Annotated in this window: 16 protein-coding genes and 1 riboswitch; of the genes, 8 read left to right on the top strand and 8 right to left on the bottom strand. The window is 73.1% G+C overall.

Annotation, left to right across the window (positions count from 1 at the left end; genetic code table 11):
• Nucleotides 1–5: 5 nt before the first annotated feature.
• Nucleotides 6–605 (bottom strand): class I SAM-dependent methyltransferase, encoded by a 600-nt coding sequence (locus ACFQRJ_RS11020; protein WP_377019128.1) that lies wholly within the window; start codon nucleotides 603–605, stop codon nucleotides 6–8.
• A 115-nt stretch (nucleotides 606–720) separates the two neighbouring features.
• On the opposite strand from ACFQRJ_RS11020, the gene ACFQRJ_RS11015 reads away from it, so the two are divergent.
• Nucleotides 721–1,962: a glycosyltransferase gene (locus ACFQRJ_RS11015; protein WP_377019127.1), complete on the top strand. Its 1,242-nt coding sequence runs from the start codon at nucleotides 721–723 to the stop codon at nucleotides 1,960–1,962.
• Entirely contained in the window at nucleotides 1,959–2,765 is an 807-nt protein-coding gene (locus ACFQRJ_RS11010; RefSeq protein WP_377019125.1) for a PIG-L family deacetylase, read from the top strand. The genes ACFQRJ_RS11015 and ACFQRJ_RS11010 overlap by 4 nt, the downstream gene beginning before the upstream one ends.
• Before the next feature lie 29 nt (nucleotides 2,766–2,794).
• Here the strand turns inward: ACFQRJ_RS11010 and ACFQRJ_RS11005 are convergent, their stop codons facing one another.
• Nucleotides 2,795–3,517: an endonuclease/exonuclease/phosphatase family protein gene (locus ACFQRJ_RS11005; RefSeq protein ID WP_377019124.1), complete on the bottom strand. Its 723-nt coding sequence runs from the start codon at nucleotides 3,515–3,517 to the stop codon at nucleotides 2,795–2,797.
• A gap of 2 nt (nucleotides 3,518–3,519) precedes the next feature.
• Nucleotides 3,520–4,578 (bottom strand): ADP-ribosylglycohydrolase family protein, encoded by a 1,059-nt coding sequence (locus ACFQRJ_RS11000; protein ID WP_377019123.1) that lies wholly within the window; start codon nucleotides 4,576–4,578, stop codon nucleotides 3,520–3,522.
• 73 nt (nucleotides 4,579–4,651) lie between these two features.
• On the opposite strand from ACFQRJ_RS11000, the gene ACFQRJ_RS10995 reads away from it, so the two are divergent.
• The 6 genes from ACFQRJ_RS10995 (at nucleotide 4,652) to ACFQRJ_RS10970 (ending at nucleotide 11,487) form a co-directional block, all read left to right on the top strand.
• On the top strand, nucleotides 4,652–5,467 hold the full coding sequence (locus tag ACFQRJ_RS10995; RefSeq protein WP_377019122.1) for a hypothetical protein: 816 nt from the start codon (nucleotides 4,652–4,654) through the stop codon (nucleotides 5,465–5,467).
• A 49-nt stretch (nucleotides 5,468–5,516) separates the two neighbouring features.
• Nucleotides 5,517–7,562, top strand: coding sequence for a M13 family metallopeptidase (locus tag ACFQRJ_RS10990; RefSeq protein WP_377019121.1), 2,046 nt, complete (start codon nucleotides 5,517–5,519; stop codon nucleotides 7,560–7,562).
• 19 nt (nucleotides 7,563–7,581) lie between these two features.
• On the top strand, nucleotides 7,582–8,148 hold the full coding sequence (locus tag ACFQRJ_RS10985; RefSeq protein ID WP_377019120.1) for a glycosyltransferase: 567 nt from the start codon (nucleotides 7,582–7,584) through the stop codon (nucleotides 8,146–8,148).
• Between the two features lie 34 nt (nucleotides 8,149–8,182).
• Nucleotides 8,183–8,290: riboswitch (TPP riboswitch) on the top strand.
• A 46-nt stretch (nucleotides 8,291–8,336) separates the two neighbouring features.
• Complete coding sequence (locus ACFQRJ_RS10980; protein WP_377019119.1) at nucleotides 8,337–8,918, top strand: ECF transporter S component; 582 nt, start codon at nucleotides 8,337–8,339, stop codon at nucleotides 8,916–8,918.
• 10 nt (nucleotides 8,919–8,928) lie between these two features.
• On the top strand, nucleotides 8,929–11,025 hold the full coding sequence (locus ACFQRJ_RS10975) for an ATP-binding cassette domain-containing protein (protein ID WP_377019118.1): 2,097 nt from the start codon (nucleotides 8,929–8,931) through the stop codon (nucleotides 11,023–11,025).
• 9 nt (nucleotides 11,026–11,034) lie between these two features.
• Entirely contained in the window at nucleotides 11,035–11,487 is a 453-nt protein-coding gene (locus ACFQRJ_RS10970; RefSeq protein WP_377019117.1) for an ankyrin repeat domain-containing protein, read from the top strand.
• Here ACFQRJ_RS10970 and ACFQRJ_RS10965 read toward each other — a convergent pair whose 3' ends face one another.
• From ACFQRJ_RS10965 to ACFQRJ_RS10945, 5 genes are read right to left on the bottom strand one after another with little or no spacing between them, the layout of a single operon-like run.
• Complete coding sequence (locus tag ACFQRJ_RS10965) at nucleotides 11,488–12,024, bottom strand: GNAT family N-acetyltransferase (RefSeq protein ID WP_377019116.1); 537 nt, start codon at nucleotides 12,022–12,024, stop codon at nucleotides 11,488–11,490. It lies immediately after the preceding gene.
• A 10-nt stretch (nucleotides 12,025–12,034) separates the two neighbouring features.
• Nucleotides 12,035–13,099, bottom strand: coding sequence for an alpha/beta fold hydrolase (locus ACFQRJ_RS10960; RefSeq protein ID WP_377019115.1), 1,065 nt, complete (start codon nucleotides 13,097–13,099; stop codon nucleotides 12,035–12,037).
• Nucleotides 13,096–14,136, bottom strand: coding sequence for an Fpg/Nei family DNA glycosylase (locus ACFQRJ_RS10955; RefSeq protein WP_377019114.1), 1,041 nt, complete (start codon nucleotides 14,134–14,136; stop codon nucleotides 13,096–13,098). Before ACFQRJ_RS10955 ends, ACFQRJ_RS10960 begins: the two co-directional genes overlap by 4 nt.
• Nucleotides 14,136–14,627, bottom strand: a complete 492-nt coding sequence (locus ACFQRJ_RS10950; RefSeq protein WP_377019113.1) for a ribose-5-phosphate isomerase — start codon at nucleotides 14,625–14,627, stop codon at nucleotides 14,136–14,138. Before ACFQRJ_RS10950 ends, ACFQRJ_RS10955 begins: the two co-directional genes overlap by 1 nt.
• A gap of 53 nt (nucleotides 14,628–14,680) precedes the next feature.
• The gene (locus tag ACFQRJ_RS10945) at nucleotides 14,681–15,298 is read right to left on the bottom strand and encodes a disulfide bond formation protein DsbA (protein WP_377019112.1); all 618 of its coding nucleotides are present in this window, start codon (nucleotides 15,296–15,298) and stop codon (nucleotides 14,681–14,683) included.
• Nucleotides 15,299–15,350: the final 52 nt, after the last annotated feature.

Raw genomic sequence — 15,350 nt, 5'->3', positions numbered from 1 at the left:
CCAGCTCAGCCCAGTTTCCGAGCCAGCGTCGTGATGACGTGCCAGTGCTTCTTGTCGGCCAGGAAGCGGCCGTCCTCGTCGCGAACCGTGCGGTCGATGATCTGGAAGCCGCGGAACATCGCATCGATCTCCTCGAGCGGGAGAGTCGCGATATCGGAGCGCTCGGCCCACGTGTCATTGGTGCCGAACATGTCGACCGCCATCACGCCCCCGCGCGGAAGGGCGTCGACGAGCTTCGCCCAGGTCGTGGGCAGGGCCGTCGGCCCGAGTAGACCCAGCGTGTAGGTCGAGTAGACGATCTGGGCGCGAGGGAACTCCTCGACCGCCGCGATGTCGGTGTGGTGAAAGTGCACCGAGCCGGGCATGCGTTCGTTCTCCACGAGACGACCGGCCAGGGTGTCATCGGTGTCGTAGGCATGCACCGTCCACCCACGGCGCGCGAACTGCAGCGAGTCGGCCCCGGCGCCTGCGCCGAGATCCAGGACGACCCCACGGTGCCGATCACCGCCGGCCGCCGCGATCGCGTTCGCCACGAGCCGGCGGGCAGGACGGCCCGCCGCATGGGCATTGAGTGCCGCCCAATCAACCTTCTCCGCCGTATCCATGGCCCTCAGGCTCTATGATGCTGATCGCCGTTTCAACTTCCCGTGACCCAGGACGCCCTTTGTTTCGTCATGGGCGAACAACGGCCTATTCTTTCCGCCGCTTAGGATGGCTGGCATGCCTGTCGCTCCGCTGCGCGTCGCCGCGATCTCTCTGCACACCTCGCCTCTGGAGGATCCCGGTGGTGCCGATGCCGGGGGGATGAACGTCGTCGTCCTCGAACAGGCGCTGGCGCTCGCGCGCCTCGGCCACCAGGTCGACCTCTTCACCCGCCGCAGCGACCCGGAGGCCCCGGCCGTGATCGAGGTCGCCGAGGGCGTCCGGCTGCACCATCTCGACGCCGGCCCGGCCGCTCCCCTCGCCAAGAGCGACATGGAGCAGGCGATCGGCCCCTTCCGGGACGCCCTGCACCGGAGCCTCGCCACCGGGACCTGGGACCTCGTCCACTCCCATCACTGGTTCAGCGGGGTCGCCGCCCTGCCCGTCGCGCGCGAGCTGGGCGTGCCGCACCTGCAGTCCTTCCACTCCGTGGCGGCCCCCGAGGACGCCGAGAGCCTCGACGCCGGGGAGCCCGCGGAATCCGCAGGCCGCATCCCGGGTGAGCGCTTCGTCGCCGACGGCTCGGACCTCGTCGTCTCCGTCTCCGAAGCGGAAGCACGCACCATCGGCGAGCGCTACGGCGTCACCGGGGACCGGCTCGCCGTGATCCGGCCGGGCGTGGACGTGGATCGTTTCCGTCCGTGCTCCTCGCTGGAGGAGCGGCGCCACCGTCCGACGCTGCTGTTCACCGGACGCCTGCAGCCGCTCAAGGCACCCGATCACGCCCTCGAGGTGCTCGCTCACCTCGACCCCGCGCTCGATGCGCGCCTCGTCCTTGCCGGGGGTGCCTCCCAGGACTTCGAGGAGTACCTCAGCGAGCTCGAGAACCGGGCGGAGGAGCTCGGTGTCGCCGACCGCGTGGAGTTCGCCGGGTCGATGGGTCGCGACGAGCTGGCCGAGGCGATGCGCTGTGCCGGCGCGCTGCTGCTGACGAGCTGGTCCGAGACCTTCGGGCTGGTCGCCCTCGAGGCGCAGGCCAGCGGGACCCCGGTCGTCGCCTGGCGCTGTGCAGGCGGGGTCCAGGAAGCCGTCGGCCCCGGCGGCGTGGTGCTGAGCAGCCGGGATCCCGATGTCTGGGCGGAGGCCGTGCAGTCACTGCTCGGCGACGCCGACGGATATGCGAACGCCGTGCGGTCCGCTCGCGACTTCGCGGCCACCCGGACCTGGGAGAGCGGGGCCCAGGCCCTGGCGGCGCTGTACGCGCGCATCGTCGGCCGCGACGGCGCGGATCATCATCCCTCCGGCGGGGAGTCGGCATGACGCGGGATCCGTGGCAGCTCCTCGACGACGCCGGGACGGTGCTCGCCGTCCACGCCCACCCGGACGACGAGTCCCTCTCGACCGGCGCCCTGATCGCCTCCCTCGCCGCCGCCGGCACCCGGGTGGTGCTGGTGACCGCGACCCGCGGCGAGGAGGGCGAGATCGTGCCGGGCTCCGTCGCCGCGGACGATCCCCGTTCCCTCGAAGAGATCCGTCAGACGGAGATCGACGCCGCCACGAACGCGCTCGGCGTCGCCGAACGGCACATGCTCGGCACGGCTCCGGCCCTCGCCCCCGGTGCCGCACCACGCAGGTATCGCGACTCGGGGATGCAGTGGGTGCGTGACGGGCTCGCCGGCCCGTCCGACACGGCGGGGCCGACGAGCTTCACGCATCGCCCGCTCGAGGACGCGGTGACCGATCTGGTGGCCCTCCTCGAGCACGTCCGTCCCGATGTGGTGATCGGGTACGACGACGACGGCTCGTACGGGCACCCCGACCACGTCCACGCCCACCACGTGACGCTCGAGGCCTGCCGGCGCACGGGGATCCCGTTCGTGGAGGTCGCCAGCGGTGAGCGGCCCGCCGGTGAGGAGTCCGCTGGTGAGGAGACCGATGGTGAGAAGACCGGGATCTCCTGGCGGGAGCATCCCGGGACGGGCGCTGCCGTGCATCGCGCGATCGACGCCTACCGCACCCAGCTCACCGTGGTCGGCCGGGACGAGAACGGCGTGGCGATCCGTCATGTCGGCGGCCAGGACGACCTCATCGCGCTGCGGACGGGTCTGCACCCGGTGCGGTGATCGGGATCGGCGCAGCGACCCCCGGCCGCTCAGCCCCGGACCGTCACGTCCAGCAGCGTCGGCAGATGGTCAGAGGCGCCGGCCAGACGCTCCGCGGGGACCCGCTGCGTCGAGGTGACCGCCCCGGCTCGGCGCACCTGCACCGCGGGCGTGGTCATCACCGCGTCGATCCGTCGGAGAGGACGGGCCGCCGGGAAGGTGAGCTCCGAGGGCTCCGCAGGGTCCTCCAGCACCGGCGCGAGGAGGCGGCGGGCCGCACCGTCGGCCGTCTCGTTCAGATCCCCGCCGACGATCACCGGCGCGCCCGCCCCGCGCACCAGCGCGCTGAGGTGCTCGGCGTGGGCGATGCGGTTCTCCTCCTGCAGCGCGAGATGCGTGGAGGAGACGACGACCGCGCCGCCACCGGGCACCGAGAGCCGCACGGCGGCCACCCCACGCGGGTAGGTCGAGTTCAGGTCGCTCAGCCGCTGGGCGACGGGATGGGCGCCGCGCCGGATCACCTGCCGGGCGATCTCGTCGCTCGCCAGGATCGCCAGCCCCCGGCCGCCCGCGCCGCCGACCAGGACGCGCAGTCCGGTCTGCCCGGCGAACCAGGCCAGCCGCGCCGTCGGCAGCACGAACCGCGGCGCTTCCTGCATCAGCAGCACGTCGGGCTCGAGGTCGACGATCGTCTCGATCGCGGCCCGCAGGTCGCCCCGGAGCTCCCACAGGTTCCAGCTGAGGATGCGCAGATCCCAGCCTCGCTCCGACACGATCAGTTCTCCTCGCCGGCAGGGGCGAGCATCGGCTCGAGCACCTGGTCGACCAGGCCGATCAGTTCGTCGACCTCGTAGCCGGGCCAGCCGAAGAGCATGCGCCGCCATTCCGGCGGCACCGACTTCGGCCCCAGCGCGGCCCCGAGCAGGGCGCCGGTGATGCAGGCGACGGTGTCCGTGTCGTACCCGGCGCGGGCCGCCGCATCCAGGGCGGCGACCATGGCGTCGCGCTGGTCGAACTTGCCCTGCGGGATCGGGCTGACCACGGTGATCGCGGACCACGCCGCCTGGAACGCGCCGACGACCCAACCGTTGCGCCGGAACGAGACGGGGGTCCCGGCCTCGGCCTCCTCGATGCGGTCGATCCACAGCGCCCGGCGCTCGTCGTCCAGCCGGGACAGGCCGCGGCGCACGTCGAGCTCCCCGGTGAGGATCGCGTGGCGCACCGCGAAGCCCCACAGCATGCAGGCCTCGGTGGCATCGGGATGGACGTGTGTGAGCCGGCACACCACGTCGATCGCGTCGGCCACGTCGTCGTCGGACGAGAGCAGGTAGGGCAGGACCGCGACGTGGGTGCGCATCAGCGACCCGTTGCCGGCATTGGCCGGAAGCTCCTCGTGCGCACCGGCCGCCGCGGCGCGGAAGTCCGCCGCCCTGGGCGCGTAGTGACCGTCCGCCCACGCCAGGTCCGCGGCGCGACGCACCACCGTCGAGGTGAGCGTGCCGATATCCGGTGTGCCCAGCGACCAGGAGTACCACTCGCGGGCGATGTGATCTTGAGCGGATTCGATGCGCAGATCGTGCCCGTCCGGCGCGGAGATCGCGGCCTCCAGCACCACGATCGCCATGGACGTGTCGTCGGTCCACTCCCCCGGTTGCCAGCCCAGCACTCCGCCACCGATCATGCCGATGTCCTCGGAGGCCACCACCGGAGCGTGGAACTCGTACGGGGCGCCGAGAGCGTCTCCCGTGGCCGCCGCCACCACGGAACCGATGGCGCGCTGGCGCTGCACCGGGGTCAGCCCTGGTCCCCTGGTCTCAGCAGCGTCGGTCCTCACGCTCACATCGTTCCACACCGACCGGAATGGTTCCTGAGCCCCGCTACCCTGAGAGGGACTTCGAAGGAGTTCCATGACCGACACCTCCGGCCGCCCCGGCACCACGGGCCAGCCCGCGGAGCAGGCCTGCGCCGACCCGCACGACCACACCGGCCACGACCACCCGCCCACAGGCGCCGACCTGGTGCGCGGCCTGGTCCAGGGCTACTCGATCCTCGCCCTGATCATCCCCGTGCTCGGGGTGGTCCTGCTGCTGGCGATCCTGCCGCTGGCCCCCACCAGCCCCGTGGTGCTCCTGCTGGGCGTCGCCCTGGGCGCCTCGCACCTGCTCGCCCTGGTCGCGACCAGCCTGTTCGTCGCGCGCACCCGCCGGCAGCTGGCCGTGAACCCAGGGCTGCTCGCGGTGCGCAGCACGATCGAGGAGGTGCTGCGCGTGGCCGCGGTGCTGCTGGCGATGCTGCTGTGGCCGGCGGACATCCGCGCCGAGCTCGGCGTGTGGGTCGGCGCGGGCGCGGCCATCGTGTGGCTGGCCCTGGCCACGGTGCAGACGGTCGCGACCCGTCGCCGCATCGCGCGCCCCTCGCAATGGTCCGAGGACGCCGTCTCGACGCTGCTCGCAGGACGCGTCGGCGCCCGCTCCACCGTGATCATGCGGCTGCTGGACGTGATCGGCACCGTGGCCTTCCAGGTGGGAGCGACCGCCCTGGTGATCATGTCCCCGGTCCTCGCCATCGGCACCGCGGTCCTCTCCGTCGGCTCGGGCCTGTCCACCCTGGTCATCCAGCGCCGGCCGCCGGCGCAGCGCTCCCGGTCCCCCTGGGCGTACGCCCCGCTCGTGATCGGCCTGCTGACCCTCGCCCTCGCCTCGCTGGGTCTGGCGACCCCCTGACGGCGCACCCCCACACCTGTCCCCTCCGTCCGATCCCGCAGGAGCGATGATGACCACTGCCCCCTCGTCCGAGACCACCGTGAACTCCGGCCTCGTCCTCGACCAGGTCGATCCGGGCATCCGCCTCCAGGACGACCTCTTCGGCCACGTCAACGGGCGATGGCTGCGCGAGCACCGGATCCCGGCGGACCGCTCCAGCGACGGAGCCTTCCATCAGCTGCGCGACCTCTCCGAGGAGCGGGTGCGGGAGATCGTCGAGCAGGCGGCGGCAGAGGTCGAGCAGGCGGCGGGGACCGGGGACGGGGCCGCCGAGGGAGCACCCGTCACCGACCGCGGCCGCGTCGGCGCGCTGTACCGCATGTTCATGGACACCGAGGCGATCGAGGCGGCCGGTACCGCGCCCCTCGAGGACATGCTGAGCGCCATCACCGCGGCCGACGACCTCGAGGCCATCACCCGCACCATGGCCGCCCCGGATTCGGGCGCGAGCGCCCTGCTGGCCTACGTGTGGACCGACGACCACGATTCCTCCAGCTACCAGGTCAAACTGCATCAGGGCGGGCTCGGCCTGCCCGATGAGTCCTACTACCGCGAGGAGCACTACGGGCAGATCCGCGAGGCCTACACCGAGCACCTGGCCGCTCTCGCCCGCCTGACCGGCCTGCCCGGCCGCGAGGGCCTGGTCGAGGGCGATGCGGACGCACAGGCCACCGCGGTGATGGACTTCGAGACCCGCCTGGCCGGATGCCACGTCGACGTCGTGCGCCTGCGCGACCGCGAGAAGTCCTACAACCCGATGGACGAGGCGCAGCGCCGCGAGCTGGCCCCTGCCTTCCCCTGGACCGCCTACATCGAGGGCACCGGAGCCCCGGAATCGGTCTTCGACGTGGTCTCGGTCGGCCAGCCCGAGTTCGTCTCCGCCGCTGCCGAGCTGCTGGCCGGCGAGGACCTCGCCGTGCTGCGCACCTGGCTGGCCCTCCACGCCGTCTCCTCGTACGCCCCCTACCTGCCCGCGGCCATCGTCGAGGAGGACTTCGCCTTCTTCGGGAAGGTGCTCTCCGGCGCCGAGGAGCTGCGCGAGCGCTGGAAGCGCGGCGTCGCTTTCGTCGAGGGCGCCGTGGGCTTCGCCGTCGGCCGCGAGTACGTCGACCGCCACTTCCCGCCGGCCCACAAGGAGCGCATGACCGCACTGGTCGATGCTCTGCTGGAGGCCTACCGCAGCTCGATCGGGACCCTGGAGTGGATGACGCCGGCCACCCGGGAGAAGGCGCTGGCCAAGCTCGAGAAGTTCACCCCCAAGATCGGCTACCCCGAGCGCTGGCGCGAGTACGACGGGCTCGAGGTGGTCCCCGGCGACCTGGTCGCCACCGCGCGCGCCGCACGCCGCTTCGACGCCGACTACGAGTACGCCAAGGTCGGCGGCCCCATCGACGAGACCGAGTGGCACATGACGCCGCAGACGGTCAACGCCTACTACAACCCCGGGCGCAACGAGATCGTCTTCCCCGCCGCCATCCTGCAGCCGCCGTTCTTCGACGGCGAGGCGGAGGACGCCGTGAACTTCGGCGGCATCGGCGCGGTCATCGGCCACGAGGTCGGCCACGGCTTCGACGACCAGGGCTCGAAGTACGACGGGGACGGCAACCTGGTCACCTGGTGGACGGCCGAGGACCGTCAGGCCTTCGACGACCGCGCCGCCGCCCTCATCGCCCAGTATTCCGAGCTCTCCCCGCGCGACCTCGACGACTCCCACCGCGTCAACGGCGCCCTCACCATCGGCGAGAACATCGGCGACCTCGGCGGTCTCTCCATCGCCGTGAAGGCGTACCTGGCCAGCCGGTCCGCCGAGGAGGCCGCGGCCGAACTGGACGGGTACACCGGTCTGCAGCGCATCTTCCTGTCCTGGGCGACGGTGTGGCGGGGCAAGAACCGCACGCAGGAGGCGATCCGCCGGCTCGCGGTGGACCCGCACGCGCCGATGGAGTTCCGCTGCAACACGGTCGCCGGCCATCTCGACGAGTTCCACAGCGCCTTCGGCGTGCGCGAGGGCGACGGGATGTACCGCGCCCCCGAGGAGCGGGTGTCGATCTGGTGAGCACGACGGTGAGGATCCCGTGAGGCCCGAGGCGCCATTCTACGTCGGCACCACCAGGCCCTCCTGGGTCGGGTGGACCCGCATCGCCCTGACCCTGCTGTTCGGTGCGGTCCTGGCGCTGGTGCTGGCCCAGCGCGGCCTCGTGGCCGCCGTGCCGCCGGCCGCCGGGGTGTTCGCCCTGCTGGCGCTGTGGACCTGGATGGGCCAGCACACGCGCTTCATCGTCGACGACCGCGGCCTCACGGTGAGCCTCGGCGGGTTCCTCCCGCGCCCGACGTGGCCGCTGGCCGGCTTCCGCACCGTCCAGTACCGCATCGTGCCGCAGCCGGCCGTCGGGGCGAGCCTCGGCGGCTACGGATGGCGCCGCGGCATGGTGATCCCCGCCCGGCCCGAGGAGCTGCGGCCCGTCGGCGACCGGAAGCTGCTGACCGGCGGTGAGGCGCGGCAGTCCTACCGCATGGTCGTCACCCGGCCGGGGACCATGGTCGAGATCGTCGGCCGCGAGGGCACCGGGTATCTGCTGACGCCCGAGGACCCCGAGGCGACGGCCGCGGCCATCGACCAGGCGATCCGGGCGCGGCGCTGACGCCACCGCCGAGGGAGTATCCTGAGTGCCGGTCATCCACTGACAGGGGAGCACCAACGGGGTGCTGAGAGTGCGCGAACCTGCGCAGACCCTCGAACCTGATCCGGTTCACACCGGCGTAGGGAGTCGGGATATCCGTGCGGCATCGATGATGCCGTGCGCCCCTTCCGTGAGAGGAAGGAGAAGTGATGACACGCTTTCGCACCATTGATCTGCTGGTCACCGTCATGATCGGGGCAGCCTTCGGCGTCGCGTTCCTGGGGTACGGCCAGCTCTACACCCTGATCAGCCCGCTGACGATGGCGTTCCGCCCCGCCGAGGGTCTGCTGGTGGGCATCTGGTTCCTGCCCGCCGTCCTCGCCGCCCTGATCGTCCGCAAGCCCGGCGCGGCGCTGCTGGCCGAGATGATCGCGGCATGCCTCGAGATGCTGCTGGGCGGCCAGTGGGGCTGGGGCACCGTGGTCTCCGGGCTGCTGCAGGGCGGTGGCGTCGAGCTCGCCGTCGCGCTGACCGCGTACCGCCGCTTCACGCTCCCGGTGGCCGTCCTCGGCGGAGTCCTCGCCGGCGGCCTGGAATGGATCTGGGAGCGCTTCGCCTACTACCCCGAGATGAGCTGGCCCTTCGCCCTGATCCTGCTCGGGTTCTTCCTCGTCTCCGGCGCCGCGCTGGGCGGCGGCCTGGGCTGGGCCGCGACCCGTGCCCTGGTGGCCACCGGCGCGGTGGATTCGCTCGCCGCGGGACGGGAGCACGCCCGCGCCGCCGCGGCGTGAGGACTGCGGCGTGAGAACCAGGGAGTCCGCCGCCGGGGCCGCGCTTGCGCTGTCCCGGGTCAGCTGGCGCCCGAACTCGCGGCGGGAGCCGACGGTCGCCGACCTCGACCTGAGCATCCCCGCCGGTCAGCGCGTGCTGCTCGCCGGCGCGAGCGGCAGCGGGAAATCGACGGTGCTGCGCGCCCTCGCCGGTCTTCTCGATGAGGAGGCCGGCGAGCTCTCGGGGCACATGGCGGTCTCGTCCCGGCCCGGTGAGCGCGGCCTGCTGCTGCAGAATCCCGCGCACGCGCTGGTGGCCGCGACCGTGGGCCGCGATGTCGCCTTCGGGCCCGAGAACGCGGCCCTGCCCCGGCCGGAGGTCCACCGGCGGGCCGCGGCGGCGCTGGATGCCGCGCAGGTGGACCTGGAGCCGTCGCGCGGCCCGCTGGAGGCCTCCGGCGGGCAGCAGCAGCGCGTCGCCCTGGCCGGCGCCCTCGCGCTCGGCCCGGACATGCTGCTGCTGGACGAACCCACGAGCATGCTCGACGCCGAGACCGCCCAGCAGGTGCGCTCGGCGATCCTGGCCAGCGCCGAGGGCCGCACCCTGGTCGTCGCGGAGCACCGGATCGAGCCCTGGCTGGATCACGTGGACCGCCTGGTGGTCCTCGGCGAGCAGGCCCGGATCCTCGCCGACGGGGACCCGCGGACGGTGCTGGCCGCCCAGAGCGACCTGCTCGAGGAGGCCGGAGTGCTGGCGGGGCGGGAGGCGCCGCCGGATGCCGGCCCGTCTCCGCGGCGTCCGAGCGGGAGCGATCCCGGGACGGTGGTCGCCTCCCTCGAGGAGGTCACCGTGCCGCGCCGGGGCGTCACGATCCCCGTCGGCCTGGAGGCGCGGGCCGGGCAGCTGACGGTGCTGACCGGGCCCAGCGGCGCCGGCAAGACGACCGTCGTCCGCGCCCTGCTGGGGGCGATGCGCCCCGCGACCGGCACCGTCCGGCGCCCGGATCGCGAGCGCATCGCCGTCGTCCCCCAGGATCCGGAGCACTCGTTCGTCGCCGCCACCGTGCGCGAGGAGCTGCTGGCCTCTCCGTGGGCCGACGACGAGCACCTCGCGGACGAGCTCCTGGAGCGCGCCGGCCTCGCCCATCTCGCCGGGGCCAACCCCTATCGGCTCGCCGGCGGGGAGCAGCGCCGCACCGCACTCGCGGCCGCCCTCGCCCAGCAGCCCGACCTGCTGGTCCTCGACGAGCCGACGGTCGGGCTGGACGCGCGCCGCCGCGGCGCCGTGCTGGACCTGCTCGAGGAGGCCGCCGCGCGCGGCTGCGCGGTGCTGGCCGCGACCCACGACCCCGAGCTCATCGCCCGGGCCGATCACCGGATCGAGCTGCCGGGTTCAGAGCACGGGGTTCCTCCCCCGCCGCGCCGCCGGATCCCGGCTGACGCCCTGAACCCGCTGACCCTCTGCCTGATCGGGATCCTCGCCGCCATCGGCTCGTTCGCGGTCCAGACCTGGCAGGGCGGTCTGCTCGCGCTGCTGCCGCTGGTGCTGCTGGGCCCACTGGCGGTGCGCACGCTGCGCGGCGCGGCGCTGCGGCTGACCCCGATCCTGCTCTCGGCCGCCGGGCTGGCCTGGACCACCGCCCTGCTCGGGGACGCGCCGGCGCTGTCCGGGGACGCCTGGCTGCTGGGGCTGAAGGAGGCGGCCCGGATCATGATGTTCGTCGCGCCGGGGGTGCTGGCCCTGGGCAGCGTGGAGGTGACCGCCCTCGGCGACGCCCTCGGAGGCCGGCTGAGACTGCCCGCCAGGCCGGTCGCGGCCTCCGTGGTCGCGCTGGTGCGAGTCGGGCACCTCGGGCGGCAGTGGGAGATCATCCTGCGCACCCGGATCCAGCGCGGGCTGGGCACGGCCGCCTCGCCGCGGCTGCTGGCCGGGGCGACGCTCGCCCTGCTGGTCGACACCCTGCGCAGCGCCGAGCAGCAGGCGCTGGCGATGGATGCCCGCGGCTTCGCGACCGCGACGCGGCGCACCTGGGCCGAACCCAGCCGGTTCGGGCCGGCCGACGTGCTCGGCGCGGCGATCGCGGTGGCGCTGCTGATCTGGCCCGCGATCGCGGAGCTGCTGGTCTAGCCTGGCAGCGTGAACGACGACATCCAGCCCCAGCCCTCCACCCGGCCCGACGTGCCCGCCTCCGAGGACGAGGAGGTGATCGCCCTGGCCAACTCGATGCTCGACGCCGCTCGGCGCGGGGACGGTGACGGCCTGCTGCCGCTGATCGACCGGGGCGCCCCCGCCAACCTGCGCGACGCCTCCGGCAACAGCGCCCTCATGCTCGCCGCCTACCACGGCCACGCCGAGCTGGTGCGTGAGCTCGCCGCCCGCGGGGCCGACGTCGACCTGCTGAACGACCGCCGTCAGTCCCCGCTGGCCGGGGCCGCGTTCAAGGGCTACACGGACGTCGCCGTGGCACTGCTGGAGGCCGGGGCGGACCCGGGCCTGGGCTCCCCGGACGCGCTGGAGACGGCCCGGTTCTTCGAGCGCGGCGAGATGATCACGCTGATCGAGGAGCACGCGGCCCGACGCGAGGACTGATCAGTCCGCCGGATGGCGGTAGACCATCGGCACGTGCTCGATGCCTGCCTCCATGAACAGGCCGCCGACGGTCTCGTAGCCCATCGACTGGTACCACGTCTCGAGGTAGGCCTGGGCGTCGATGTGCACCTCGGCCTGCGGCGCCTGCTCGCGGGCCACGTCCAGCGCCGCGCGCATGATGCGGCGCCCGAAGCCGTCGCGACGGTTCGCGGCCCGCACGGCGAGCCGGCCGATGCGCAGCACGCCGCCGGGTTCGTGGAGGACGCGGATGTGCGCGGCGGGTTCGCGCTCCAGCCCGGCGGCCTCGGCCTCCGGCCCGGGCACCTCGATCCACAGAAGGGTGGTCGTGGCCTCGAGGTCGCGACCGTCGAGGTCCGGGTCGGTGGCCTTCTGCTCCATGGTGAAGACGTCCTGGCGGAGCTTCGCGAGCAGGTAGAGCGTGCGGGGGTCGATGTCGGGCACGACGGAGCGTCGCAGCACGGCGCCGGTCTCCGGGTCCGGAGCCGACGCCGCTGGATGGATCACGGGTTCAGGCATGGTCACCACATTACTGCTCGGGAGCTTGCGGCATTCCCGCCGTCGCCGCCAGTCGCGCGACGGCGGCCCGCCACTGCTCGACCATCCGCGGCCCACCGTGGCCCTCGTCCTCGATGATCACCAGTTCGCTGCCCGGCCAGGCACGATGCAGCTCCCAGGCGGTCACGGCGGGGCCGGAGACGTCGCGTCGGCCGTGGATCAGCACGCCCGGGACGCCGGCCAAGCGGCCCATACCGCCCAGCAGGCCGGCACCCGGCACGCCGCCCCAGCGCGCGGCCCAGTCGGCGACGAACCCGTCGTGGGCCCAGTAGTGGGTGACGAGGCGGGCGAAGGTACGGCGCTCACGTCGCTGCTCGTCGGTGAGATCCGCGGGCGGAGTCGCGATCTCGGTGGAGCCGGTGCCGATGCGGATGTGCTCGTCCTCCCAGGTCATCCAGGCCTCGGCCGCGGCGTCGACGAGATCGGGTTCGTCGCCCTCGAGCAGACGACGGTAGGCCTCGACCAGTCGCACTCGCGCCGGTGAGGTGCTGCGTCGATCGAAGTCGCCGTGCGTCTCGGCGAAGCCGGCGAACCGATCCCAGGCCTCGGGGAACACGGATCCGATCCCTTCGGTGATCCAGTCGACCTCGCGCCGCGAGGTGCTGGTGACGGCGAAGAGGACCACTCCGAGCACCCGGTCCGGATGCGCCTGGGCGTAGGCGAGGGCGAGCGTGCTGCCCCACGAGACGCCCTCGACGATCCAGGCGTCGATGCCGAGGTGCTCGCGGAGTGCCTCGATGTCGGCGACCAGGTGCGCGGTGGTGTTCGCACCGAGGTCGACGGGACCGGGGGCTCCGGCCGACGGGGTCGAGGCCCCGGCGCCCCGCTGGGAGAGGCCGACGATCCGGCAGCGATCAGAGGGAGCGCTGCGGCGGTACCCGGGGCTCAGTCCGCTCCCCGGGCCGCCGTGGAGGTAGAGCACGGGCACGCCGTCGGGTGTGCCGCTCTCCTCCCACCAGATCTCGTGCCCGTCGCCCACGGGCAGGTGGCCGGAGGCGTTCAGAGGCAGGGGCGGGGGTGCGGACGCAGAGCTCACAGCGCCCATTCTGCCGCGGGGTGCTCGCGCGTCCAGGCCGCCCGGCGGCTGCGCACGCTCTGGCACCTCGGGCACCAGAACACGGTGCGGGCGGCGAGGTCGCGCGAGCGGATGGTGGTCCCGCACAGCCGGCAGGGCAGGCTCTGGCGGTGATAGACGTAGAAGGACTTCTCGCGCGGCACCACGGAGGGGTCCTCGTCGCCGTTCTGGCGGGTGCCGCGGGAGCGTTCGACGATGCGGGCCTCGAGGTCGCGGTGCTCGGGCTGGGTGGTGACGATCCGGCCGGTGCGCGCCCCGTAGGCCATCAGCGCGGCCAGGTCGGTCCACATCTGATCGAGCATGCCGGCGCTGAGATCCCGGCCGGGCACGAACGGGTCCAGGCGCGCCCGGAACAGCAGCTCGGCGCGGTAGATGTTGCCGATGCCCGCCACGACCTTCTGGTCCATCAGCTGCGTTCCGATGGCCGTGCGGGAGCGGCGCACGGCCTCCACGAACCGGCGCCGGTCGCCGCCGCCGCTGCCGTTCGCGTCCGGTCGCAGCGGGTCCGGGCCGAGCCGGTCCAGGACGGCCTGCCGGCCGGGCCCGTCGAGCACCTCGCAGGCGGTGGGACCGGTCAGCTCGGCGAGCCCGCGAGCGCCGACCAGGCGCAGCCGCACCGTCGGCCGCGGGACCAGGCGCCGCCAGTCCAGCACGCCGTCGTCCCCCAGCTCCTCCTCCTGCTCGCCCAGGCGCACGCGCGGTGCGCCGATCGCGTGGGCGTCGGCGAAGCCGGGATCGCCGGCGAAGGTCCAGGAGCCGTACAGGCCGAGGTGGACGTGGATGTGCCGGACCACCGGCGAGCCCGGGTCCACGTCCGCCGAGGGCGCCAGTGCCAGGAACAGGTGCTTGCCGGCCGCTTCTGCGGCCAGCAGCACCATGCCGTCGACCTGCGCCGCCTCCGCGAAGCGGCCCTGCGGGCTCGAGATGCGCACCCTCTCGCCCCCGAAGCCGCGGCTCAGCGCCGCGGCGAGCCGGTGGACGGTGTGCCCCTCCGGCACTACGGCGCCGAGGGGGCGGCGACGCCGGCGGGATCGCCGTAGCCGCCGGTCTCCTCGTAGCGGGCGACCAGGTCGATACGGCGCTGGTGACGCTCCTCGCCGGAGAACGGCTCGGCCAGGAACAGGTCGATCAGCGCCTCCAGCTCGGGCTCGGTGTGCTGGCGAGCGCCGACGGAGATCACGTTGGCGTCGTTGTGCTGGCGGGCGAGGCGCGCGGTGTCCTCGTTCCAGACCAGGGCGGCACGCACCCCGGTGACCTTGTTCGCGGCGATCTGCTCACCGTTGCCGGAACCGCCGATGACGATCCCGAGGGAGCCGGGATCGGCGACCACGGCCTCGCCGACGTCGGTGCAGAACGGCGGGTAGTCATCCAGGGCGTCGTACTGGTGGGCACCGTGGTCGGTGACCTCGTGGCCCTTGTCCTGCAACGCCGCGATCAGGCGGTTCTTCAGCTCGAAGCCGGCGTGGTCGGTGCCGATGTGCACGCGCATGGGGGTGGATGTGCCTCTCTGGGTCAGGCCGGTCCGGTTCGGTCCGGTTCGGTTCAGCTGAAGTCGACGCCGCCGCTGCGGGTGCGCTTGAGCTCGTAGAAGCCCTCGAGCGTGGCCATGGTCGCCATCGCGTCCAGCAGACGGCCGGCATCCTCGCCCTTCGGGGCCGGGGAGACGACGGGGCCGAAGTACGCGGTGCCCTCGCCGAAGGAGATCACCGGGGTGCCGACGTCCTGGCCGACCATGGAGATGGCCCGCTCGTGGGAGGCGCGCAGCTCGGTGTCGGTCTCGTCGTCGGCAACCGGGTCGAACACGTCCATCAGCGAGGCCGGCAACTCCGCGGCCTCCAGCGCCTGCTCGGCCACCGCCCGACGGTCCTTGTCGCCGCCGACGTGGAACCGCTCGCCCCAGGCGGTGTACCAGCGGGCGAAGGCCTCGTCCCCGTGCATGCGGGAGATCTCGATGGCCAGGCGCGCGGGAGCCCAGTTCTGATCCGTGCTGCGGCGGTAGTCGGGATCGAGGTCGCGGCCCTCGTTGAGCACGTAGAGAGACATCACCGAGAACTTCGGGGTGACCTCGCGGACCTCGGCGGCACCCAGCAGCCAGCGGCTGGTCATCCAGGCGTAGGGGCAGGCAGGGTCGACGAACAGCTCGACGGTGCGGGCAGACATGACAGCTCCTCGTGCTCGGGGGTGATGCCGCTCATTCTGTCACTGCGGGCCG

It is taken from the genome of Brachybacterium sp. GCM10030252 (genome assembly GCF_042666535.1).
Lineage (GTDB): Bacteria > Actinomycetota > Actinomycetes > Actinomycetales > Dermabacteraceae > Brachybacterium.
This window is presented reverse-complemented; position numbering and strand designations above follow the sequence as displayed.

What these genes read in the sequence shown, in the direction of transcription:
- ACFQRJ_RS11020 (WP_377019128.1), bottom strand. Translation starts at nt 605, where the DNA reads ATGGATACGGCGGAGAAGGTTGATTGGGCGGCACTCAATGCCCATGCG.
- ACFQRJ_RS11015 (WP_377019127.1), top strand. Translation starts at nt 721, where the DNA reads ATGCCTGTCGCTCCGCTGCGCGTCGCCGCGATCTCTCTGCACACCTCG.
- ACFQRJ_RS11010 (WP_377019125.1), top strand. Translation starts at nt 1,959, where the DNA reads ATGACGCGGGATCCGTGGCAGCTCCTCGACGACGCCGGGACGGTGCTC.
- ACFQRJ_RS10995 (WP_377019122.1), top strand. Translation starts at nt 4,652, where the DNA reads ATGACCGACACCTCCGGCCGCCCCGGCACCACGGGCCAGCCCGCGGAG.
- ACFQRJ_RS10990 (WP_377019121.1), top strand. Translation starts at nt 5,517, where the DNA reads ATGACCACTGCCCCCTCGTCCGAGACCACCGTGAACTCCGGCCTCGTC.
- ACFQRJ_RS10980 (WP_377019119.1), top strand. Translation starts at nt 8,337, where the DNA reads ATGACACGCTTTCGCACCATTGATCTGCTGGTCACCGTCATGATCGGG.
- ACFQRJ_RS10965 (WP_377019116.1), bottom strand. Translation starts at nt 12,024, where the DNA reads ATGCCTGAACCCGTGATCCATCCAGCGGCGTCGGCTCCGGACCCGGAG.
- ACFQRJ_RS10950 (WP_377019113.1), bottom strand. Translation starts at nt 14,627, where the DNA reads ATGCGCGTGCACATCGGCACCGACCACGCCGGCTTCGAGCTGAAGAAC.
- ACFQRJ_RS10945 (WP_377019112.1), bottom strand. Translation starts at nt 15,298, where the DNA reads ATGTCTGCCCGCACCGTCGAGCTGTTCGTCGACCCTGCCTGCCCCTAC.